Raw genomic sequence first — 19,847 nt, 5'->3', positions numbered from 1 at the left:
CGTTTGCAATGACAAGTCTGAAAGCCATCAGCGATCTCCATCTGGCCAGTTCCGCCAACCGCGAAGCGCTGCATGAGCTGCCGGCCTTCGAGGACGACTGGCTGATCGTCGCGGGCGATGTCGCGGAGCGCTTCGATCATGTCCGGCTGGCCTTCGAGACCCTTGCGGGCAAATTCGCGAAGGTGTTCTGGGTTCCGGGCAATCACGACCTGTGGGCTCTGCCGGAGCCCGACGGCGGCCCGGCTCTGGCCGGCGAGGCGCGCTACCGCGCGCTTGTCGATTGCGCCCGGGACCACGGTATCGTCACGCCGGAGGATCCCTTCGTGACCTGGGAGGGACCGGACGGACCGCATGTCATCGCACCGCTGTTCCTGCTGTACGACTACAGTTTCCGGCCCGGGCACATCGCGCGGGAGGAGGTGGTCGGATGGGCGCGCCAGCAGGGAGCCGTCTGCGCGGATGAGCTCTATCTGAACCCGGCTCCCTGGGGCAGCCGCGACGACTGGTGTTCAAACCGCTGCGACGACGCGGAACGGCGCCTGGCGGAGCTTCCCGAAGGCACGCGCACGATCCTGATCAATCACTATCCCCTGCGCAGCGACCTGATCCATATTCCGCGTGCGCCCCGCTTCACCCCCTGGTGCGGCACCCGCCGGACGGAGAACTGGCACCAGCGCTTCAACGCAAGCGTGGTGATTTCCGGTCACCTGCACACGCGGCGCACGGACTGGCGCAACGGGTCCCGTTTCGAGGAAGTCTCCCTCGGCTATCCGCGCCAGTGGGACCAGAGCCGGGGAATGGCCTTCTATCTCCGGGATATCCTGCCGCAGTAGAATTGCCGGTATCAGGCTCCCTGAGCGAGCAGAAAGTCCAGCGGCGCGGCCATCGCATCGATGGACAGGCGGGCTGGGTCCGGGTGACGGATCGCCAGCGCCATCAGGTGTTCCGGCGCCGGTGCATAGCGTTCGAAACGCCATCTGGCCGGATCGTCGGCCTGACCGTCCTCGAAATGAATGCGCAGCGTGTCCAGATCGAAGGAGAATGCGTCCAGGGGCTGCGACAGGCCCTTGCCGATGGCCTTCACATAGGCTTCCTTCAGCGTCCAGAAAGACAGGAAGGTATCGAGCTTGCGGGCTTGCGGCGCGGCGGCGAGCGTCCTGCATTCACGCGCGGCGAAGACGCGTTTGGCCAGCTTGTCCGTCTCGGCGCTGCGCTGCAGCCATTCCACATCGACGCCGATATCGTGATCCAGCGTCAGGGCGACGGCCGCCAGACCGCGCGTGTGGGAGATGTTCACCCTCACCCGTGGGCCTTCCGGCGGACAAACCAGTTCCGGCTTGCCGTGATCCCCGACAGAAAACCGCCAGCTCTGCGGGGCTCCGCCCAGACAATAACTGAGAAGCCCGCGGCAGGTGGCATGGGCGGCAACATAGACCTGTCTGTCCCGGTCGAAATGAAAACGCTCCGACCGGATCCGTTCTTCCTCGCTCAGGATCGCTTCAAGGGTTTCCCAGTCATCGTCGGCGATCCGGTCCAGGGCAATCCACCACAGGGCCGCGCGGTCCGGCGTCATCAGGGACCCGCCGTCCGTGACCGGTCCGTGCAACAGAAACCTGTCCGTCACCGGTTTGTCCTCCAGTTTCATTCGCCTGCCTTCAGCTTCCGTCTCTCGCCAAGCTTTACCGTTTATCGGGCCAGAGCTGTAGCCGGAAATTATCCGATGATGGCGGGAGGGGAAAAGGCCGGCTCGCGGACAGTCACCGAACCGCGTCCCGAAGAGGGCGGAATCCGGCCAGTCAGTTCGACTTGCCAGGCTGCCCGGCCAGGCGGACGCGGAAGATGCCCTGCCCTTCCAGCAGCCTGTCGGTGACCGCGGCGGACAGCCAGATCCCGGAGAGGGTGATCCAGGCCGTCAGGGCGAATATCGAGGCGCCGGTGATGCCGGCCCCGACGGCGCAGCCACCGGCCAGCATGCCGCCGAATCCCATGAGCGTCGCACCGGTGAGATAGCGCGCCATCGACTTTCCACCCTCGAAGCCCTGCAGCGCCAGTTCACGCGTCAGGAAGGCGGCCAGGAACGAACCCAGGAAAACCCCGGGAACGAGACCAATATCGAAATCGAGAAGATTTCCCGGCGGGGACAGGACGAGCATCAGCGTGTCGGCGGACGGACCGGTGAAGGTCACCCCCTCCACCTGGACCGGGTCGAAGGCCTGCCGGGCCATGGCGGAGGTGAACCACCAGGCAAGCGGGACCGCCAGTCCCGCACCGCAGGCTGCGACAGGCTGCCAGACCGATTTGCGGGCCTTCCAGGCAAAGACCAGACCGGCGCAGAACCAGAGGCAGCCGAAGGCGAGCGTGACGCCCTGTGTCAGGCCAAGCTGGGCGGTCAGGTCGTTTCCGCCGATATCGACCGTCGTCCAGAGACCGGCAAGCCACTCGCGCAGGGGCTTGAGCAGGCCGCGCAGACTGGCCTGGGCGACGACAGCGAAAACCAGTCCCGAGAGAAGCGCGCGCAGGTTGCCCGTTGCCGACAGGACCAGCAGGCGGCTGGCACAGCCACGGGCCAGAACCATGCCGGAGCCGAACATCAGACCGCCCAGCAGGGCGCCCGACAGGCTCTGGGGCGAGGCCAGCTGACGGGCTTCGCTTGCCTGCACTTCGTCCAGATGAATCAGGATCTGAGTTGCGATGAGGGCGGAGGAAAAGGCAAGCAGCCAGACCGGCAGACGGTCGGCAGGCTTTCCACGGGAGAACTCCAGGGCGGCCGCCCGCAGGCAGAACCGGCTTTGCTGCGCGAAAGCACCGAAAGCCACGCCGACGAGAAGCCCGCCCAGCGCCAGAAGCGATGCTTCCGGGATCCAGTCCAGAAGATACGTCAGATCCATATTGGCCTCCCGGGTCAGATCCCGTTTCCCATGGGCCGTTTTTCACCTTGCAGCGGCAGGGTGCCTTGACCTTACGCAAGAACATATAGAAAAATTCATAAATATGAATGTTTGACTGCCCAGCCTTCGTCGTTCCGGGTACCGGCCGGGAAATGCCCTCAAGCCGGAATGTTGAAGCAAGAAAGGCCGCGCAATTTGCGCGGCCCTTTCTTTCCCTTGTCCCTCATGACCCATTACTGATGCGGGAAACCCGCCTTGGCCGTGCCGTTCCAGTCGCCCTGGAACCGCAGGATCGGCAGGGCGCGTGCATCGGCGCTCCTGTTGATCCGGACATTGGCGACCTGCTGCTGACGTATGGTCAGAGGGGTCTCTCCGTTGTAGCCGCCCTCGACCGGCAGGATCAGCAACCGGTTGCCGGAAGCGGCCTGCAGGGCCCTGTCGTTGAAGGTCTGCTGCTGGCGCGGCGACAGGGGCTTGTCGCCGGTCAGATCTCCGACAAGGTCATTGGGGTCGGCCTGAGCCCCGCCGATCGCAGCGGCAGAGATCATGGCCGTGGCCAGCAGAGAAAACAGGGGTTTCCGGTTCGAACGCATGTCCAATCTCCTTCAGATGTTTCGGGAACCGGAATCGGGTTCCCGGGCGGCGGAGCGCATTTTCCGGTGTGAACCGGGCTGTGCGTTCGCCGCTCCTTCCGAGATTGGTCTTCACGCCGATCACTACAAATAACATCCACTTAATCGGCCGGTGATACGGGCGTTTTCACGTCACGAAAGCCCTACCCTGACTTGAGACCACCCCGGCCTTTGCTTTTCATCGGCCTTCTAGCCATCTTTTCCCGACAATCCGCAGGGCGCTCGACAGACCGTGCCGGCCGCAGCGTTTGACTATTGACCCTGCGGGGGGACATATAGATAAATTCAAAAGTTTGCATGTATGGAGGATATCATGCCCGGTTCGAAGCACCTTGACATGACGCGGCGGGACATTCTGCTGAGCGGCCTTGCCTTGAGCGCCACTGTGGCCGCAGGCCCGGCCCGGGCGCTTGCGGAAGCGAATCTGACCGTCGGCGATCACGAGATCACGGTCTTTTCAGACGGGCATCTGTCCCTGCCGATGGATTTCGTCCTGCCGGAGCAGAGCGCGGAGGAGATTTCGGCACTGCTCACCCCCCACGGCATGGCGACCAACATGCTGACCCCGGACTGCAACATCACGCTGCTGCGCAGCGGCGACCGGCTCGTGCTGTTCGATGTGGGCGCCGGGCCGAATTTCCAGCCCGGTGCAGGCGAACTGCTGACACGGCTGGAAGGCGCCGGCATCGACCCGTCGGATATCACCGATGTGATCCTCACCCATGCGCATCCCGATCACCTGTGGGGCATTCTGGACGATTTCGACGACCTGCTCTATGCACAGGCGAGCATCCATGTTCCGCAGGGAGAATGGGATTTCTGGCGCGCGGAGGATACGCTGGCGAAGATGCCGGACGCGCGGAAGAGCTTCGTCGTCGGGGCGCAGACCCGGCTTGACGCCATCGAAGACCAGGTGTCCATGATCCTGCCGGGAGACGAAGTGTTGCCGGGTGTCGAGGCGGTGCCGACACATGGACATACGCCCGGACACATGTCCTACATGATCCACGGCGGCTCGGAGAGTGTCTTCGTGGTCGGCGATGCCATTTCGAACGCCGTGATTTCCTTCGAGAAGCCGGAATGGGCCTCCGGCACGGACCAGGACCGTGATCAGGGAATCGCCACGCGCAAGATGCTGCTGGACAGGCTTGCCCTCGATCAGTCGCGGGTCATCGGATTCCACTTTCCCCATCCGGGCAAGGGCCGGGTGGAAAAAGCCAGCCGGGGCTACCGGTTCGTCACGGGCTGAGGACCGGCCAGCCTATTCGGCAGGCGACCGGTGCTGTCCGCCGCCATGGCGGCGGAAAAGGGCGAACACCGAGCCTTCGAACAGCCAGGCAAGGCCGAGCCTCGCACCAAAGGCCATGGACAGCATGACGACCGGGGCAGACAGGGCCAGGGTGGAAAAGCCGGTCATGCCCTGTCCCACCGTGCAGCCCATGGCCATGACACCGCCGATGCCCATCAGCGTTCCGCCCAGAATGTGGCGTCCGAGTTCCCTGGCATCGTCACAGGCCTCCCAGCGGATATCGCGCTTCCACACGGCCGCAAGCACCGCGCCGAGGAAGGTTCCCACGATCAGGCCGATGCCGTAGTCAGGCCAGATACCGGTATAGGTGATGAGCTGCATGATCGTGTCGCCCACCGGCACCACGAAGGAACCGGCCTCGATCTGGATCGGGTAGAAGGAGCGGGCGGCGGTGAAGGTGGTAGCCCACCAGCCGAATGCGATCACCCCTCCGATGACGATTGCCGAGCCGATCTTGTCGAACTGGCGTCTGTAGGAAGCGGACCTGAAGATCCATGTCAGGCCGGCACCAGCGAACAGCACGGCAACGGCTTCCTGCAACCGCAGTCCGGTGAGGGCGGAGAGGATGTCGCCGACGGATTGGCTTCCGGCCCAGTCGAAGGAATAAGCCAGGTCGTCCACCAGCGGCACGCGCAGGACCGCGAGGATACCGCGCTGCGCGGCGAGCGCCGACAGTCCGATGACCGTCAGGACCACCAGCGCCCTGAGACTGCCGCCCCCAAGACGCAGGACCGCGCCGAAGCCGCAGGTGCCGACGAGAGCCATGCCGATCCCGAACATGACGCCGCCGGCAATGGCCCCGGTCCAGGCAAAATCCGCGGTGAGATAAAAGGATGCCGCGGGATCGGCCAGGCCGAAAGCCACGAGCAGCTGTGTGCCGATGAGGGCGCAGACGGAGGCCAGGACCCAGGTGCGCAGACCGCTGCTGTCGCCGGCATACCAGTGACGCTCAAGCGACGACAGGGTGCAGAAATGGGTCGCGCGCGCCGCGAAACCCAGAACACACCCCGCGAGAACACCGAGAACCGGCGTCAGTACCACAGGGTCCAGAATGGACATATGCCTCTTCCCATCATTGCCCGCGCCGGAGCGGGTCAACATCCGGCCTCCGGTCGGAACCGATTGCCGTGCGTTGCTCCTGCGGGCCTCCTCCCGGATCAGCCTGCGCCTGTCGGCGCCGCAGGCCCTCCTTGTCTTTCCGGTCAACCACCGGTTTTCATTCTTTCAGTCTACATCAAGGCGCATGCCTGCGCCGTGTTTCGGCGCGCTTCGTCCGCTTTTGCGTGAAACAGAAGCGTCCTGCCGATTTTCCCGAGGCTATCAGGCGGCGTATTGCGCGGCAATCGCGGACGATGCTGCAGGGCAACACCCGCCGGCCCCGGATCAGCCCTCCCCGGGGCGGGCATCCTTGCAGAACAGCTCATAAAGGCTCGAGATGATCGAACTCACCTCGTCATCCACCAGGCTGTAATAGATCAGGCGACCGTCGCGCCGGGACTGAACAAGCCCTTCAAGGCGCAGTCTGGCGAGCTGCTGGGAAACCGCCGCCTGCGGCATGGTGAGGATTTCCTCAAGTTCGGAAACCGACTTTTCGCCTTCCGACAGCAGGCACAGAATTACCAGACGCACTTCATGGGACAACGCTTTCAGCAGGTCGCTGGCCTTTCTCGCCTGCGTCATCAGCTGGTCGAGATCCTCCGCGGCCATGTCCTTGGTGAACACCGGTAAGTTCATGAAAGTTCGAAGTCTCCGTCCGATTTGCCTGTGCGGCACTTACCAGCTTATTACCCGGATAACCGCCCGATGTCACCGGGTCGATGTCACCGGGTCGATCAACTTAATCAGTTAATCTCTTCCGGAAGCTTTTCCAGCATGCCGTCGAGCAGCGGCCAGAAAAAATGTTCTCCCGGATAACCGCGCAACCGGGCGATTTCCACCCCGTTATCGACCAGCACGAAGGTCGGCGTCAGCCGCTCCCGGGCGATGCCGGACAGGTCCTGCGGCCAGCGGTCCGTTATGTCGACCCGGCGCAGGGGGGCGCGCTGGCCTTCCTGCGTATTGGGATAGGCAACGCCGATTTCCTCGTTCCAGCGTTTGCACCACACGCAGCCCGGCTGTTCCATCATGATCAGTTCCGCGGCATTGGACGGCGATGCCCAGATCAGACCCGTGACCAGGACCCCCGCCAGCACGCCAATTCGCGGTGCAATCGACATTAAAAAGCTCTCCTGCATTTCTTTGATTGCAATATATATGAATTTTTGAATACTTTAAAGAAGAACTGGTGCCGAGTTTCTCCGGGAGGACAGGAATGCTCGATGTTTCGCTAGGGGCCGCCTTTCTTGCAGGGCTGCTCTCCTTTATCTCACCCTGCGTGCTGCCGATCGTGCCGCCCTACCTGTGCTACCTGGCCGGAGTGAGCGTCGACGAACTGAAGGGCAACACGGCAACGGCAGAGACCGGGCGGCGGGTGATCTTCGCGGCCGTGGCCTTCGTGCTCGGATTCTCGGCCGTTTTCGTCGCGCTCGGAGCGACGGCGAGTGTCATCGGTCAGTCGATCGCCCGCTATTACGACATCCTTTCCTACATCGCCGGTGGCATCATCATCGTCATGGGCCTGCATTTCCTCGGCGTCTTCCGGATCGGGCTGCTGTTCCGCGAGGCCCGGATCCAGGTGGAGCGCAAACCGGCCGGACTGATTGGCGCCTTCATCATGGGGCTTGCCTTCGCCTTTGGCTGGACCCCCTGTGTCGGACCGGTCCTGGCCGCCATCCTGTTCGTCGCCGGGTCGTCCGATTCGACCTGGTACGGCGCGGCACTTCTGGCGGTCTATGCCCTCGGGATCGGCCTGCCCTTTATACTGGCCGCCGCCTTCGCCAGCCGCTTTCTTCACTTTGCCGGAAGATTCCGCAAGCACATGGGTACCGTGGAAAAGGTGATGGGCGGGCTTCTGGTGGTGACCGGCCTGCTGTTCATCACCGGCCAGATGTCGGCCATCGCCTTCTGGCTTCTGGAAACATTTCCGGTTTTCTCGCAAATCGGCTGACCACACCTGGGAGGATTAGAACAATGCGTGTCTGGAAATATCTGGTCCTGGCAATCGAACTGACCGCGGCACTGGGCACAACCGCCCTGGCCGCCACCATGGGCGACGACGGGCTGCACAAGCAGCCCTGGTTCACGGCGACGTTCCGCGACATCGCCGAGGACATCGAGACCGCCGCCGACGAGGGCAAGCGCCTGGCGATCATTTTCGAGCAGAGGGGCTGCATCTATTGCCGCCAGATGCACGAAAACATCCTCTCGGACCCGGAGGTCAGCGACTACATCAAAGAGAATTTCATGGTCGTCCAGTACAACATGTTCGGCGACGAGGAGGTGATCGATCTGGATGGCGAGGAACTGACGGAGAAGACCGCGGCCCGCAAATGGGGCTATGTGTTCACCCCGACAATCGTCTTCCTTCCGGAGGAAGTACCGGACACGGGCACGGTGCAGGATACCGCTGTCGCGACCATGCCGGGCGCTTTCGGCAAGTGGACCTTCCTGAACATGTTCCGCTGGGTGCGCGAAAAAGGTTATCAGGGCGACGAACACTTCCAGAAATATCACGCCCGTATAATCAACGAGTTGCGTGAGGAAGGCCGTCTGGGCGCGGAGTGACTGCAGGTTTACAAAAAGAGCTTGATCGGATTGGGTAAAAAGGCCTATTGCATAACATATGCAAAAAATCATATCTTTTAATGTGAGGAGGACAGGCGGACCGGCATTCGGGCCCGCCCCAGAGACGGCACCAGCCGTTTCGCACTGAGGAGGAAAGCCGACATCATGAGGACAGGCGCGACATCAACGAGCTTGCCGGCACTACTGGCCGGTCTGGCCGTCATGGCCGCATCGGCGGTAAACGCCGGAACGGTCGCCCCCGACAGCGTTCCGATCGAGGACATGGCGCTGACGCAGACGCTCACGGACACAGAAGGCAACCCGGCCGCCGGGCGCGAGGCATTCGCGGACCGCAAGAGGGGCAATTGTCTGGCCTGCCACGCCAATCAGGACCTGAAGGAACAGCTCTTTCACGGAGAAGTCGGGCCTGAACTTGACGGCGTCGCCGACCGCTGGAGCGAGGAGCAGCTGCGCGCGATCGTCGTGAACAGCAAGGACGTCTTTGGCGAACAGACCATCATGCCCGGTTTCTACACGCTGAAAGTCGGCGTGAACGTTGCCGAGGAATACGCCGGCCAGACCATTCTGACCGCTCAGGAGGTAGAAGACGTGGTCGCCTACCTCATGACACTCAAGGACAACTGATCTCGAGACTCAGGGAGCAAGAGATGACTTTCAATCGACGCCAAGTCTTCGGCCTGACGGCAGGCGCTGCCGCCTTTCTGGCCGTTGCACCGCGGATTTCATTCGCGGCGACAGAAGATACCGAAGCTGCCATCAAGGCCTTTACCGGCGGTGCGGAACCGGTGGAAGGCACGATCACCCTCGACACGCCGGAAATCGCCGAGAACGGCAACACCGTGCCGGTCGGCGTGTCTGTCGAAAGCCCGATGACTGCGGACAACTACGTTGAATCCGTCCTGATTCTGGCGGAAGGCAACCCCAGCCCGGCCGTTGCGACCTTCCACTTCACCGCACTGAGCGGTGCCGCGGAAGCCAAGACGCGGATCCGGCTGGCCAAGACGCAGAACGTGATCGCCGTCGCCAAGATGAATGATGGTTCCACCTTCATCGACCGCAAGGAAGTCAAGGTCACCATCGGCGGCTGCGGCGGCTGAGCGAGACGATCAGGACACAGAGGAACACATCATGGCAACTCCGAAACCCCGCGTGAAAGTGCCGAAGAAGGCATCCAAGGGCGAAGTCATCACCATCAAGACGCTTATCAGCCATCCGATGGAATCCGGTCAGCGCAAGGACAAAGAGGGCAACCTCATCCCGCGGCAGATCATCAACACATTCAAATGCGAATTCGACGGCCAGCTCGTCTTCGAATGCGACATGGACCCGGCCGTATCGGCGAACCCCTACATGGAGTTCAACGCAAAGGTCGAAAACAGCGGAACCTTCAAGTTCACCTGGGTGGATGACGATGGCAGCATCTACGAGTCAGAGAACAAGATCACGGTCGAATAGACCGTGACATCAGAAGGCCGGGACAATCGGGAGGAGACGATTTGGCCAGATCCTACAAACTATCCATAGCAGCGGGTGCCGCATTCGTACTGGGCGCGCAGTGCGCGGCGATCGCCGGCGGACCGTCGGATGACAAGCTCGTCATCGATGAAGAGATGGAAATCATGACCCGCGTGGCACCTCCGGAAGGTCATCCGCTCGACGAAGTGATTTCGGGGTGGCACTACCGCACCGAAGAAACACGTGACCTCGAAGCCGACAGCTTCCAGAATCCCGGCATGCTCTATGTGGAGCGCGGCGAGGAAATCTGGAACACCGTCGAGGGTGACGCCGGCAAGTCCTGCGCTTCCTGTCACGGAGACGGCGAGGAGTTCCTGAAGGGCATCGGTGCCAACTATCCGAAATGGAATGCCAAGGCAGGCAAACCCTTCAACATCGAGCTGCAGATCAACGCCTGCCGCGAAGAGAACATGCAGGCCAAGCCCTACAAGTTCGATGCAGCGGACCAGAAGGCCCTGACGACCTTCATCAAGCACCAGTCGTTCGGCATGCCCGTCGAGGTCGATCTGACCGAAGGCGACATGAAGGCCTGGTGGGACAAGGGTGAAGAGCTCTACTACACAAGGACCGGTCAGCTGAACCTGTCCTGCGCCACCTGTCACGAGGACTACAACGGCAACTATATCCGTGCCGACCACCTCAGCCAGGGCAATGTGAACGGGTTTCCGACCTACCGGCTCAAGCAAAGCGCCATGGTCTCGCTGCATAACCGTTTCCGCGGCTGCATCCGGGATACCAGGGCCGCGTTTCCACCGGCGTTCTCCGACGATCTCATGGCGCTTGAGGTCTATGTGACCTGGCGGGGCACGGGTCTCGCGGTGGAAACACCGGCGGTTCGCCAGTAGGCATCCTCCCGGGCGTCCGGTGCGGCGAACGTCGTCGCGCCGGATTGTCCCGCCGGACAGGGTGACCGGCCTTCACGCAAGATTGCGCAAAGGCCGGAAAGCAGACTGAATTCAAGGTGCCGGAGCGTCGGCGCTGCGATCCACCGGACGCAGGATGCTTCGAAGCCGAAAACACAACTCATCCGAAGATGCAGGGTGCGCGTGTCCGCGTGCGCCAGCGGAGATCTCATGCATGCGGCCAGGCAGGGTCTGGCCCGCGATTTTGGAGGCAAGACATGTTCTCGAGACGCGAATTCCTGATGGCGGCGACGGCAACAAGTGCGCTGCTCGGATCGGGGATGGCAGGTTCGTGGTCCCGGCTGATGGCTCAGCAGGCGCTTTCGGAAGACCAGCTCCTGCAGATGGATCCCAAGGGACAACTGACCCTGATCCATATCACCGACATTCATGCCCAGCTCAAGCCGATCTACTTCCGTGAACCGTCGATCAACCTTGGCATCGGCGATGTTGCCGGCAAGCCGCCGCATGTGACCGGCGCCGATTTCCTGAAACTCTACAACATCGAACCGGGCTCACCCGACGCCTATGCCCTGACCAGCGAGGATTACGTCGCGCTGGCGCAAAGCTACGGCAAAATGGGTGGCATGGACCGGGTGGCGACCGTGATCAAGCGCATCCGCGCCGAACGCGGAGCAGACAACGTGCTGCTGCTGGACGGCGGCGACACCTGGCAGGGCAGCTACACCTCCAACGTCACCCAGGGCCAGGACATGGTCACGGTGATGAATTCCCTGTCTCCGGACGCGATGACCGGCCACTGGGAATTCACCTATGGCACCGACCGGGTGCAGGAACTGATCGATGAGCTGCCCTTCGCGTTTCTGGGCTCGAATATCTACGACAGCGAATGGGACGAACCGGCGTTCGAAGCGTGGAAGATGTTCGAGCGGGGCGGCGCCAAAGTGGCTGTCATCGGTCAGGCCTTCCCCTATACGCCGATCGCCAATCCGCGCTGGATGATCCCCGGGTGGTCCTTCGGGATCCGAGAGGAGGACATCGCCAAACACGTGGGCGAGGCGCAGGACGCAGGTGCGGACCTGATCGTGCTGCTCTCCCACAACGGTTTCGACGTGGACCGCAAGCTGGCCTCCCGTGTCGACGGCATCGATGTGATCCTGACCGGACATACGCATGATGCCCTGCCCGAACCGGTGATCGTCAACGACACGCTGGTGATTGCCTCGGGGTCCAACGGCAAGTTCGTCTCGCGGCTGGACCTGGACATCCGCGACGGCAAGCTGGCCGGATATGCCTATCGCCTGATTCCGGTGTTCTCCGATGTCATCACCCCGGATGAAGACATGGCCACGCTGATCGACGAGGTTCGCGCGCCCTTTGAAAGCGACCTGTCCCGTGTGCTCGGCAAGACCGAAAGCCTTCTCTACCGGCGCGGCAATTTCAACGGCACCTTCGATGACCTGATCTGCCAGGCGCTTCTGGAAGAGCGGGACGCGGAGATCGCGCTGTCGCCGGGATTCCGCTGGGGCACCAGCCTGCTGCCGGGACAGGAGATCACCTTCGAGGACCTGCACAACGCCTGCGCCATGACCTATCCGGCGGCCTACCGTTCGGCGATGACCGGTCAGGTGCTGAAGGACATTCTGGAAGACGTCGGCGACAACCTGTTCAACAAGGATCCCTATTACCAGCAGGGCGGCGACATGGTCCGCGTCGGCGGCATGGGCTACACGATCGATCCGGACAAGGACATCGGCGAGCGCATTTCCGGCATGACACTGCTGGCCACGGGCGAAGCGATCGACCCGGCCAGGGAATATGTCGTCGCCGGCTGGGCTTCGGTCAATGAAGGTACCGAAGGTCCGCCGATCTGGGACGTCGTCGAAAACCACATCACCAAAAACCCTGTCGTCAAGCTGTCGGACAACCAGTCCGTGACGCTTGCCGGCTGATGTCTTTAAGCCAAGAGGACCAGTCATGAATGACGAGACCGTTTCTCAATCGCCGAACCTGTCCCGCCGGACACTTCTGAAGGCCGGGCTTGCCACCGGTGTGGCGGCAGGCGCGGCGGGAGCAGCGCACGCCGGCGGAGATCCGCTGATAACCGAGGTTCAGGACTGGAACCGCTATCTCGGCGAAGGGGTGCAGTCGCGTCCCTACGGCACACCATCGGAATTCGAGGCGCATGTGGTGCGCCGCGACGTGGAGTGGCTGACGGCCTCGACGGAAAGTTCGGTCAATTTCACGCCGCTGCAGGATCTTGACGGCATCATCACGCCGAACGGATTGTGCTTCGAGCGTCACCACGGCGGCATCGCGGAGATCAACCCGGCGGATCATCGGCTGATGATCAACGGGCTGGTCGACACGCCGCTGGTCTTCACCATGGAGGACCTGAAACGGTTCCCGCGGGAAAACCGGGTCTATTTCCTGGAATGCGCCGCCAATTCCGGCATGGAATGGCGCGGATCGCAGCTCAACGGCTGCCAGTATACGCACGGCATGGTCCATTGCGTGATGTATACGGGCGTGCCGCTGAAACTGATCCTGGAAGAGGCCGGCATCAAGACCAACGGCAAATGGGTGATGCCGGAAGGGGCCGATGCCTCGGCCATGACCCGGTCGATCCCGATGGAAAAGGCCCTGGACGACTGCCTCGTCGCCTTCAAGATGAACGGCGAGGCCCTGCGGCCGGAACAGGGCTATCCCTTGCGCCTCGTGGTGCCGGGCTGGGAAGGCAACATGTGGGTCAAGTGGCTGCGCCGCATCGAAGTCGGTGACGAGCCCTGGCACCAGCGTGAGGAAACCTCCAAGTACACCGACCTTCTGGAAAGCGGCAAGGCCCGCCGGTTCACCTGGGTGATGGACGCCAAGTCGGTTGTCACCAATCCGAGCCCGCAGGCCCCGATCACCCATGGCAAGGGGCCGCTGGTCATTTCCGGCGTCGCCTGGTCCGGCAACGGCCGGATCACCCGGGTCGACGTCTCCATCGATGGCGGACGCAACTGGAAGACCGCCCGGCTGGACGGGCCGAGCCTGTCCAAGGCGATGCACCGCTTCTATCTCGACATCGACTGGGACGGTTCCGATCTTCTGATCCAGTCCCGCGCCATGGACGAAAGCGGCTATTTCCAGCCCACAAAGACCGAATTGCGCGCCGCCCGCGGCGAGAATTCCATCTATCACAACAACGGTATCCAGACCTGGCATGTCAAAGCAGACGGGACGGTGGAAAATGTCGAAGTTTCTTAAAGTTCTCAGCCTTGGCGTTTCCCTCGCGGCCCTGCCGGTTCTCGCCGGTGGCGCCCTGGCCGGCGATCCCGACAAGGGTGCGAAGGTCTTCAAGAAATGCGCGGCCTGCCACGCGGTCGGCGAAAACGCGAAGAACAAGGTCGGCCCGCAGCTGAACGAGGTGTTCGGACGCGCCGCGGGAACCCTTGAGGACTACAAGTATTCCAAGGCCATGATCAGCGCAGGCGACGATGGGCTCGTGTGGGACGACGCCACGCTGACCACCTATCTGGAAAAGCCAAGGGCCATGATCAAGGGTACGAAGATGGCCTTTGCCGGGCTGAAGAAGGAAAAGGATCTGGAGAATGTGATTGCCTATCTGGCAACCTTCTCCAGCAGCGCTCCGGCAGCGGAAGAACAGCAGGGGTCGGCGGAACCGGAGCCGGCTGAGGGCGAGGTCCAGACCGCGGAAGCCGCCTCCGCTCCCGCACCGGTGTCCGCCACGCGGGACGGCGGGGTCTTCGGTCTCGGCAGGGTCGCGACGGAAGATGAGATCGCCGCCTGGGACATCGATGTCCGCCCGGACGGCATGGGTCTTCCCCAGGGATCGGGAACGGTTGCCGACGGGGAAGTGCTCTATACGGACAATTGCGCGGTCTGCCACGGCGACTTCGGCGAAGGCGTCGGCCGCTGGCCGGTTCTGGCCGGAGGTCAGGACACGCTGACCGACGAGCGCCCGGAAAAGACCATCGGCTCCTACTGGCCCTATCTGTCGACCGTCTACGACTACGTGCGGCGGGCAATGCCCTACGGCAACGCCCGGTCGTTGTCCGACGACGACGTTTATGCCATCACCGCGTATCTCCTTTATCTGAACGATATCGTCGAGGATGAGGATTTCGAACTCTCTAACGAGAATTTCACGGAAATCCGGCTGCCGAATGAAGAGAACTTCATTGCCGACGACCGGGCAGAGGAACCGCATTACGCCGACAAGGGCGACCCCTGCATGAGCGATTGCAAGGACAGTCCCGTCGAGATCACCATGCACGCCCAGATACTGGACGTGACACCGGGATCCGTCGACGACAACGATGCCGCCGGCATGGGCGGCGTGGACTAGGGTCGGGAACACATGACATCCCCCTGACCCGGGACCGTAACAGGGAGACCCGCAATGGGCGGAGCCGACACGTTGCGACGTGCCACAAGGCTCTCGGGCAGGAGAGTGACGCTGAAGCGCTTTGTGCTGCTTGCGGTGCTCCCTGCCCTTCTGTCCCATGCGCCGCCCGCCCGGGCGCAGGCGGGTGATCCGGCCCGGGGCGAGGTCCTGTTCAGGGCCTGCAAGGGCTGCCACCAGGTCGGTGCGGAAGCCCGGAACGGTGTCGGGCCACATCTGGACGGATTGTTCGGCCGTCAGGCGGGCGTGCTCGAGGGGTTCAAGTATTCCGGCGCCATGAAGACCCGCGGCACGGACGGGCTTGTCTGGGACGCCGTGACCCTCGATCGCTATCTTGAAAAACCGCGCGCCTATGTTCCCGGCACCCGCATGTCCTTTCTCGGCATGCGCGAAAGACAGGACCGGGTCGACCTCATCGCCTATCTGAAGGCGCTGTCCCGGGAAGCCCCGGCAGCGGACCCGCAGGCGGGCACACAGGTGCGCGCGGAAATCGGCGCGGCCGCGATGCGGCTGGAAGGCGATCCGGAATATGGCGAATATCTTTCCAGCGAATGCGTGACCTGCCACCAGATATCCGGCCGGGCGGACGGCATCCCGTCGATCGTCGGCTGGCCCGGCCAGGCCTTCATCCGGGCGCTGTTCGAATACAAGACGAATGTCCGCACGCATCAGGTCATGCAGAACATGACAACCAATCTCGGCAACGAGGAAATAGCAGCGCTTGCGGCCTATTTCGGAACACTCGATCCGCAATAGCCCCTTTGGCGAAAGAGGCCGCCGTCCGCTGCACATCTGGGGAGACTGAACATGTCAGATATTTCACGCCGGACGTTCGCGCTGATGATGGGGGCCGGAGCCACCACACTGGCCATGCCCCATTATGCCAGGGCGCAAGGCAAACCCAGGGCCGTCGTGATCGGCGGCGGCGCGGGCGGGGCCACCGCGGCGCGCTACATGGCCAAGGACGCCGGCGAGGATCTGGACGTCACGCTGATCGAGGCCAATCCGCGCTACACCACCTGTTTCTTTTCCAACCTCTATCTGGGCGGATACCGCAGTTTCGAGTCCCTCACCCACGGCTACGACACGCTTGCCGCCAACTACGGCATAACGGTCGTCAACGGGCGCGCCGACGCGATCGACCGCGAAGCCAGGGAGGTCGTGATGGCCGACGGGTCCAGGGTTCCCTACGACAGGCTGATCGTCGCGCCCGGCATCGATCTGATCTACGACAGCGTGCCCGGTTATTCGCAAGAGGCCGCCGGGATCATGCCGCATGCCTGGAAGGCCGGTCCGCAGACGAAGCTCCTGAAAGCCGGGCTGGACGCGATCGAAAACGGCCAGCAGGTGGTGATGGTCACCCCGCCCAACCCCTACCGCTGCCCGCCGGGCCCTTACGAGCGAGCCTCCATGATGGCGCATCTCTTCAAGGAAAAGGGCTACACCGACTGCAGGATCGTGATCATCGACCCGAAGCCGAAATTCTCCAAGCAGGCCCTGTTTGCCGAAGGGTGGGAGACATATTATCCGGGGATGATCGAGTGGTACGGACCGGACGTTCACGGTGGCATCACCGGTGTCAATCCGCAGACCGGAGAGGTGGAAACGGATCTCGACACCTTCCGGGGCGACCTGGTCAATGTCATTCCGGCCCAGAAGGCGGGCAGTATCGCCGCCAGCGCCGGGCTGACGAACGACAGCGGCTTCTGCCCGATCGATCCGGCGTCCATGCGCTCACAGGTCGACGGGAACATCTTCGTCATCGGAGATGCATCGATTGCCGGAGACATGCCCAAATCGGGATTTTCGGCCAACAGCCAGGCGAAGGTCGCGGCCATGGTCATCCGGGGAGAGCTGACCGGGTCGAAGGTCTTTCCGGCGAAATATTCCAACACCTGCTGGAGTCTGATCGAAACGAACGATGGCGTGAAGGTCGGCGCCCAATATGCCCCGACCGGGGAGAAGATCGCCTCGACCGGCAGCTTCATCAGCCAGACCGGGGAAGACGCAGCGCTACGCCAGGCGACCTATGAGGAATCCGTCGGCTGGTACAAGGGTATCACCGCCGATATCTTCGGCGCCTGATCTTTCCCGCGGCCGCCGGTGACGGCCGCGGGAAACGGATCCTAAAAGCCTTCCAGAACGATCTTGCCTTTCGCCTTGCCGCTTTCGATCAGGGCATGGGCACGTTTGAGGTTTTCAGCGTTGATGCTGCCGTAGGTCTCGGTGGCGGTCGAGCGGATCTTTCCCGCATCGATCAGACCGGCCACCTTGTCCAGAATCTCGCCCTGGCGCGCGATGTCCGGCGTGGAGAACAGGGAGCGGGTGAACATCAGTTCCCAATGTATGGAAACCGCCTTTGCCTTGAACGGCATGATGCTGAGGTCTTCCGGATCGTCGATCAGGCCGAAGCGGCCCTGAGGGGCGATGAATTCGGCGATCTGCGGCACATAGGTGTCCGAGTAGTTGGTCGAGAACACGAAGGCCGGCGCGCCGATCCCCAGCGCGGCGATCTGTTCGGGCAGCGGCCTGGAATGGTCGACGACGTGGTGTGCGCCCAGGCCCTTCACCCACTCCCGGGTCTCGGGACGGGAGGCGGTCGCGATGACGGTCAGATCCGTCTGGGCGCGCAGGAGCTGGATCGCGATGGAGCCAACGCCGCCCGCACCGCCGATAATGACGATGGCATTGGCCGCGCCAGGCACCGGATCGGTAACCCGCAGGCGGTCGAAGATCATTTCCTGCGCGGTCAGTGTCGTCAGCGGCAGGGCTGCTGCGGAAGCTGTCGAAATGGACTTCGGCGCATGGCCGACGATGCGTTCGTCGACGAGGTGGAATTCGGCGTTTGTGCCGGGACGGTTGATCGCACCCGCATACCAGACCTTGTCGCCCACCTGGAACCGGCCGGCCTTGTCACCGACCCCGGCCACTTCGCCAACGGCATCCCAGCCGAGAATTGCCGGTGTGTCGCCGTCTGCCGGGCGGTTCGTGCGTATTTTGGTATCGACCGGATTCACGGAAACGGCTTCGACCCTGACGAGAATATCATGGCCGGTGGCAGCGGGTTTGTCGATTTCCAGATCCAGCAAGGCATCTTCGCGGGTGATGGGGCCGGGCGCCAGATATCCTACGGCTTTCATGGGTTTTATCCTCTTTTGATTTCAGTGCAGCCGCGCCTTGGCGGCACCGGCATATGCTCCGGGCGCCTGATCGGCTGAGGTGCTCTGCCTGCCTGTTGTCAGTCGATCTGAGTCATTTCGTTGAGTGTGAACTCGGCAATGGCTCCGTCGGTTGCAGCCATATACGCCGCCAGATGCGGAGCATTCATGTGTTCCTGCCAGATTTCACGGCTTTCCCAGTTTTCGTAAAACATGAAATGCGCCGGATCTTCGTTGTCCTGATGCAGGTCGTAGCCGATGCAGCCTTTTTCGGCCCGCGTGATCGGGATCAGCTTCAGAAGCTCGGCTTTCACCAGCTCGATCTGATCCGGCCTGGCGTGGATGTTGGCGACGACGGTGAGTTTCGACATGGGTGTGTTCCTTTGAAGGGCTAGTCCGATGACCCGGATATACAGGCAAGGCTTTTCCGGATAAACACGCTCCACTCGCAATGATAATCCGGAATTTCCGTACAATGTTGATCGACAACATCCGCCTGTTTCTGATCATCGCCGAAAAAGGCAGCCTTGTCGCGGCGGGACGGGAGGCCGGCCTGTCCGCAACGACGGTGTCCGAACGGCTTGCCGCTCTCGAAGCCCATTACGGCGTCGTTCTCTTCAACCGGACGACGCGCTCCCTGAGCCTGACAGACGAAGGGCGCACGCTGCTCGCCGGGGCCAAGGTCGTGCTGGGCGAAATGGATGACCTCGAGGCGCGCATCCGTCACGGAGCGGAGACCCTGTCCGGGCCGATCCGGGTCAGTGCGCCGGTCGATCTTGGCCGCAGCACCGTCTCGGACGTGATTTCAGCCTTCACAAAACAGCATCCGGCAATCTCGATAGAGTTGTCCCTGTCCGACGGCTATGTCGACATCGTCGGTCAGGGCTTCGATCTGGCCTTGCGCTTCGGCACGGTCACGGACAGCACCCTGCGGATCCGCAATCTGGGGCACTTCCGCCGGATCGTCTGCGCCGCGCCGTCCTATATCGATGCTCATGGCGCGCCGCAGCAGCCCGCCGACCTGGCGCGGCACAATTGCCTCGTCATGCGGTTCGGCACGACCCTGGACAATGTCTGGCGTTTCGGGTCGGGGAAAAAGACCCGCACGGTCACCGTGCGCGGCAACAAGATCGTGAATGACGGCTCCCTGGTGCGGCAATGGGCCGTGGAGGGGCACGGGATCATCCTGAAATCGGAACTGGACGTGGCGCCCGACCTGAAATCCGGAAAGCTTGTCGCCCTGCTCGAGGCGCATGCGGCACCGCCCAATCCTCTCCAGATGATGTTCCCGCCCGGCCGCGCCCAGCCTCGTCGCGTGCGCGCACTGGCCGATGCATTGAGCACCGCGATGACCAGGGTCGGGACCGGGGCCTGAAACACCGGCCGC

At 62.6% G+C, this 19,847-nt stretch carries 22 protein-coding genes; 14 read left to right on the top strand and 8 right to left on the bottom strand.

Going from position 1 to position 19,847, the window contains the following annotated elements; genetic code table 11:
* The first annotated feature begins 8 nt into the window (after positions 1-8).
* Positions 9-833 (top strand): metallophosphoesterase, encoded by an 825-nt coding sequence (locus tag DCO57_RS07760; RefSeq protein ID WP_116698311.1) that lies wholly within the window; start codon positions 9-11, stop codon positions 831-833.
* An 11-nt stretch (positions 834-844) separates the two neighbouring features.
* Here DCO57_RS07760 and DCO57_RS07755 read toward each other — a convergent pair whose 3' ends face one another.
* The 3 genes from DCO57_RS07755 to DCO57_RS07745 form a co-directional block, all read right to left on the bottom strand.
* A complete protein-coding gene (locus tag DCO57_RS07755; RefSeq protein WP_116698310.1) occupies positions 845-1,645 on the bottom strand; it encodes a 4'-phosphopantetheinyl transferase superfamily protein in 801 nt (266 codons plus the stop codon).
* A gap of 151 nt (positions 1,646-1,796) precedes the next feature.
* Complete coding sequence (locus DCO57_RS07750; RefSeq protein ID WP_116698309.1) at positions 1,797-2,888, bottom strand: YeeE/YedE family protein; 1,092 nt, start codon at positions 2,886-2,888, stop codon at positions 1,797-1,799.
* 233 nt (positions 2,889-3,121) lie between these two features.
* The gene (locus DCO57_RS07745; RefSeq protein WP_133192639.1) at positions 3,122-3,481 is read right to left on the bottom strand and encodes a hypothetical protein; all 360 of its coding nucleotides are present in this window, start codon (positions 3,479-3,481) and stop codon (positions 3,122-3,124) included.
* A 352-nt stretch (positions 3,482-3,833) separates the two neighbouring features.
* On the opposite strand from DCO57_RS07745, the gene DCO57_RS07735 reads away from it, so the two are divergent.
* Positions 3,834-4,769 (top strand): MBL fold metallo-hydrolase, encoded by a 936-nt coding sequence (locus DCO57_RS07735; RefSeq protein WP_116698462.1) that lies wholly within the window; start codon positions 3,834-3,836, stop codon positions 4,767-4,769.
* Between the two features lie 12 nt (positions 4,770-4,781).
* Here the strand turns inward: DCO57_RS07735 and DCO57_RS07730 are convergent, their stop codons facing one another.
* From DCO57_RS07730 to DCO57_RS07720, 3 genes are all read right to left on the bottom strand, one after another.
* Positions 4,782-5,888, bottom strand: coding sequence for a YeeE/YedE family protein (locus DCO57_RS07730; RefSeq protein WP_116698461.1), 1,107 nt, complete (start codon positions 5,886-5,888; stop codon positions 4,782-4,784).
* Positions 5,889-6,212: 324 nt separating this feature from the next.
* Positions 6,213-6,563: a metalloregulator ArsR/SmtB family transcription factor gene (locus tag DCO57_RS07725; RefSeq protein WP_116698306.1), complete on the bottom strand. Its 351-nt coding sequence runs from the start codon at positions 6,561-6,563 to the stop codon at positions 6,213-6,215.
* A 107-nt stretch (positions 6,564-6,670) separates the two neighbouring features.
* Complete coding sequence (locus tag DCO57_RS07720; protein ID WP_116698305.1) at positions 6,671-7,045, bottom strand: transcriptional regulator; 375 nt, start codon at positions 7,043-7,045, stop codon at positions 6,671-6,673.
* A gap of 95 nt (positions 7,046-7,140) precedes the next feature.
* Here DCO57_RS07720 and DCO57_RS07715 point away from each other — a divergent pair, with 95 nt between their 5' ends.
* The 11 genes from DCO57_RS07715 (at position 7,141) to DCO57_RS07665 (ending at position 17,387) form a co-directional block, all read left to right on the top strand.
* A complete protein-coding gene (locus DCO57_RS07715) occupies positions 7,141-7,875 on the top strand; it encodes a cytochrome c biogenesis protein CcdA (RefSeq protein WP_116698304.1) in 735 nt (244 codons plus the stop codon).
* A gap of 23 nt (positions 7,876-7,898) precedes the next feature.
* Positions 7,899-8,492 carry a thioredoxin family protein gene (locus DCO57_RS07710; protein WP_116698303.1) on the top strand — a complete coding sequence of 198 codons (594 nt, stop codon included), beginning with the start codon at positions 7,899-7,901 and terminating at the stop codon, positions 8,490-8,492.
* Between the two features lie 165 nt (positions 8,493-8,657).
* Positions 8,658-9,137, top strand: a complete 480-nt coding sequence (soxX, locus tag DCO57_RS07705) for a sulfur oxidation c-type cytochrome SoxX (RefSeq protein ID WP_116698302.1) — start codon at positions 8,658-8,660, stop codon at positions 9,135-9,137.
* 23 nt (positions 9,138-9,160) lie between these two features.
* A complete protein-coding gene (soxY, locus tag DCO57_RS07700) occupies positions 9,161-9,610 on the top strand; it encodes a thiosulfate oxidation carrier protein SoxY (protein WP_116698301.1) in 450 nt (149 codons plus the stop codon).
* A 31-nt stretch (positions 9,611-9,641) separates the two neighbouring features.
* Complete coding sequence (gene soxZ / locus DCO57_RS07695) at positions 9,642-9,968, top strand: thiosulfate oxidation carrier complex protein SoxZ (protein ID WP_116698300.1); 327 nt, start codon at positions 9,642-9,644, stop codon at positions 9,966-9,968.
* 65 nt (positions 9,969-10,033) lie between these two features.
* Positions 10,034-10,873 (top strand): sulfur oxidation c-type cytochrome SoxA, encoded by an 840-nt coding sequence (gene soxA / locus DCO57_RS07690; protein ID WP_244287906.1) that lies wholly within the window; start codon positions 10,034-10,036, stop codon positions 10,871-10,873.
* Positions 10,874-11,148: 275 nt separating this feature from the next.
* Positions 11,149-12,843: a thiosulfohydrolase SoxB gene (gene soxB, locus DCO57_RS07685; RefSeq protein WP_116698299.1), complete on the top strand. Its 1,695-nt coding sequence runs from the start codon at positions 11,149-11,151 to the stop codon at positions 12,841-12,843.
* A 25-nt stretch (positions 12,844-12,868) separates the two neighbouring features.
* Complete coding sequence (gene soxC / locus DCO57_RS07680; protein ID WP_116698298.1) at positions 12,869-14,143, top strand: sulfite dehydrogenase; 1,275 nt, start codon at positions 12,869-12,871, stop codon at positions 14,141-14,143.
* Positions 14,127-15,245 carry a c-type cytochrome gene (locus DCO57_RS07675; RefSeq protein ID WP_116698297.1) on the top strand — a complete coding sequence of 373 codons (1,119 nt, stop codon included), beginning with the start codon at positions 14,127-14,129 and terminating at the stop codon, positions 15,243-15,245. Before soxC ends, DCO57_RS07675 begins: the two co-directional genes overlap by 17 nt.
* A gap of 54 nt (positions 15,246-15,299) precedes the next feature.
* On the top strand, positions 15,300-16,058 hold the full coding sequence (locus DCO57_RS07670; protein ID WP_116698296.1) for a c-type cytochrome: 759 nt from the start codon (positions 15,300-15,302) through the stop codon (positions 16,056-16,058).
* A gap of 51 nt (positions 16,059-16,109) precedes the next feature.
* Positions 16,110-17,387, top strand: a complete 1,278-nt coding sequence (locus DCO57_RS07665; RefSeq protein WP_116698295.1) for an NAD(P)/FAD-dependent oxidoreductase — start codon at positions 16,110-16,112, stop codon at positions 17,385-17,387.
* Between the two features lie 41 nt (positions 17,388-17,428).
* Here DCO57_RS07665 and DCO57_RS07660 read toward each other — a convergent pair whose 3' ends face one another.
* Both DCO57_RS07660 and DCO57_RS07655 read right to left on the bottom strand, forming a co-directional pair.
* Positions 17,429-18,442: a zinc-binding alcohol dehydrogenase family protein gene (locus DCO57_RS07660; RefSeq protein ID WP_116698294.1), complete on the bottom strand. Its 1,014-nt coding sequence runs from the start codon at positions 18,440-18,442 to the stop codon at positions 17,429-17,431.
* 98 nt (positions 18,443-18,540) lie between these two features.
* Positions 18,541-18,831, bottom strand: coding sequence for a putative quinol monooxygenase (locus DCO57_RS07655; RefSeq protein WP_116698293.1), 291 nt, complete (start codon positions 18,829-18,831; stop codon positions 18,541-18,543).
* Positions 18,832-18,935: 104 nt separating this feature from the next.
* Between DCO57_RS07655 and DCO57_RS07650 the strand changes: the two genes are divergently transcribed.
* Complete coding sequence (locus DCO57_RS07650; protein ID WP_116698292.1) at positions 18,936-19,835, top strand: LysR family transcriptional regulator; 900 nt, start codon at positions 18,936-18,938, stop codon at positions 19,833-19,835.
* Positions 19,836-19,847 lie beyond the last annotated feature (12 nt).

Origin of the sequence: Labrenzia sp. 011 (genome assembly GCF_003075075.1) — a bacterium.
Lineage (GTDB): Bacteria > Pseudomonadota > Alphaproteobacteria > Rhizobiales > Stappiaceae > Roseibium.
Note: the sequence above shows the minus strand (reverse complement) of the source record. Positions and strands in the feature narration are given on the sequence as shown.

Bases quoted from the DNA above. Each gene is read 5' to 3' on its own strand.
- DCO57_RS07760 (WP_116698311.1), top strand. From the start codon at position 9: ATGACAAGTCTGAAAGCCATCAGCGATCTCCATCTGGCCAGTTCCGCC.
- DCO57_RS07755 (WP_116698310.1), bottom strand. From the start codon at position 1,645: ATGAAACTGGAGGACAAACCGGTGACGGACAGGTTTCTGTTGCACGGA.
- DCO57_RS07750 (WP_116698309.1), bottom strand. From the start codon at position 2,888: ATGGATCTGACGTATCTTCTGGACTGGATCCCGGAAGCATCGCTTCTG.
- DCO57_RS07745 (WP_133192639.1), bottom strand. From the start codon at position 3,481: ATGCGTTCGAACCGGAAACCCCTGTTTTCTCTGCTGGCCACGGCCATG.
- DCO57_RS07735 (WP_116698462.1), top strand. From the start codon at position 3,834: ATGCCCGGTTCGAAGCACCTTGACATGACGCGGCGGGACATTCTGCTG.
- DCO57_RS07730 (WP_116698461.1), bottom strand. From the start codon at position 5,888: ATGTCCATTCTGGACCCTGTGGTACTGACGCCGGTTCTCGGTGTTCTC.
- DCO57_RS07725 (WP_116698306.1), bottom strand. From the start codon at position 6,563: ATGAACTTACCGGTGTTCACCAAGGACATGGCCGCGGAGGATCTCGAC.
- DCO57_RS07720 (WP_116698305.1), bottom strand. From the start codon at position 7,045: ATGTCGATTGCACCGCGAATTGGCGTGCTGGCGGGGGTCCTGGTCACG.
- DCO57_RS07715 (WP_116698304.1), top strand. From the start codon at position 7,141: ATGCTCGATGTTTCGCTAGGGGCCGCCTTTCTTGCAGGGCTGCTCTCC.
- DCO57_RS07710 (WP_116698303.1), top strand. From the start codon at position 7,899: ATGCGTGTCTGGAAATATCTGGTCCTGGCAATCGAACTGACCGCGGCA.
- soxX (WP_116698302.1), top strand. From the start codon at position 8,658: ATGAGGACAGGCGCGACATCAACGAGCTTGCCGGCACTACTGGCCGGT.
- soxY (WP_116698301.1), top strand. From the start codon at position 9,161: ATGACTTTCAATCGACGCCAAGTCTTCGGCCTGACGGCAGGCGCTGCC.
- soxZ (WP_116698300.1), top strand. From the start codon at position 9,642: ATGGCAACTCCGAAACCCCGCGTGAAAGTGCCGAAGAAGGCATCCAAG.
- soxB (WP_116698299.1), top strand. From the start codon at position 11,149: ATGTTCTCGAGACGCGAATTCCTGATGGCGGCGACGGCAACAAGTGCG.
- soxC (WP_116698298.1), top strand. From the start codon at position 12,869: ATGAATGACGAGACCGTTTCTCAATCGCCGAACCTGTCCCGCCGGACA.
- DCO57_RS07675 (WP_116698297.1), top strand. From the start codon at position 14,127: ATGTCGAAGTTTCTTAAAGTTCTCAGCCTTGGCGTTTCCCTCGCGGCC.
- DCO57_RS07670 (WP_116698296.1), top strand. From the start codon at position 15,300: ATGGGCGGAGCCGACACGTTGCGACGTGCCACAAGGCTCTCGGGCAGG.
- DCO57_RS07665 (WP_116698295.1), top strand. From the start codon at position 16,110: ATGTCAGATATTTCACGCCGGACGTTCGCGCTGATGATGGGGGCCGGA.
- DCO57_RS07660 (WP_116698294.1), bottom strand. From the start codon at position 18,442: ATGAAAGCCGTAGGATATCTGGCGCCCGGCCCCATCACCCGCGAAGAT.
- DCO57_RS07655 (WP_116698293.1), bottom strand. From the start codon at position 18,831: ATGTCGAAACTCACCGTCGTCGCCAACATCCACGCCAGGCCGGATCAG.
- DCO57_RS07650 (WP_116698292.1), top strand. From the start codon at position 18,936: ATGTTGATCGACAACATCCGCCTGTTTCTGATCATCGCCGAAAAAGGC.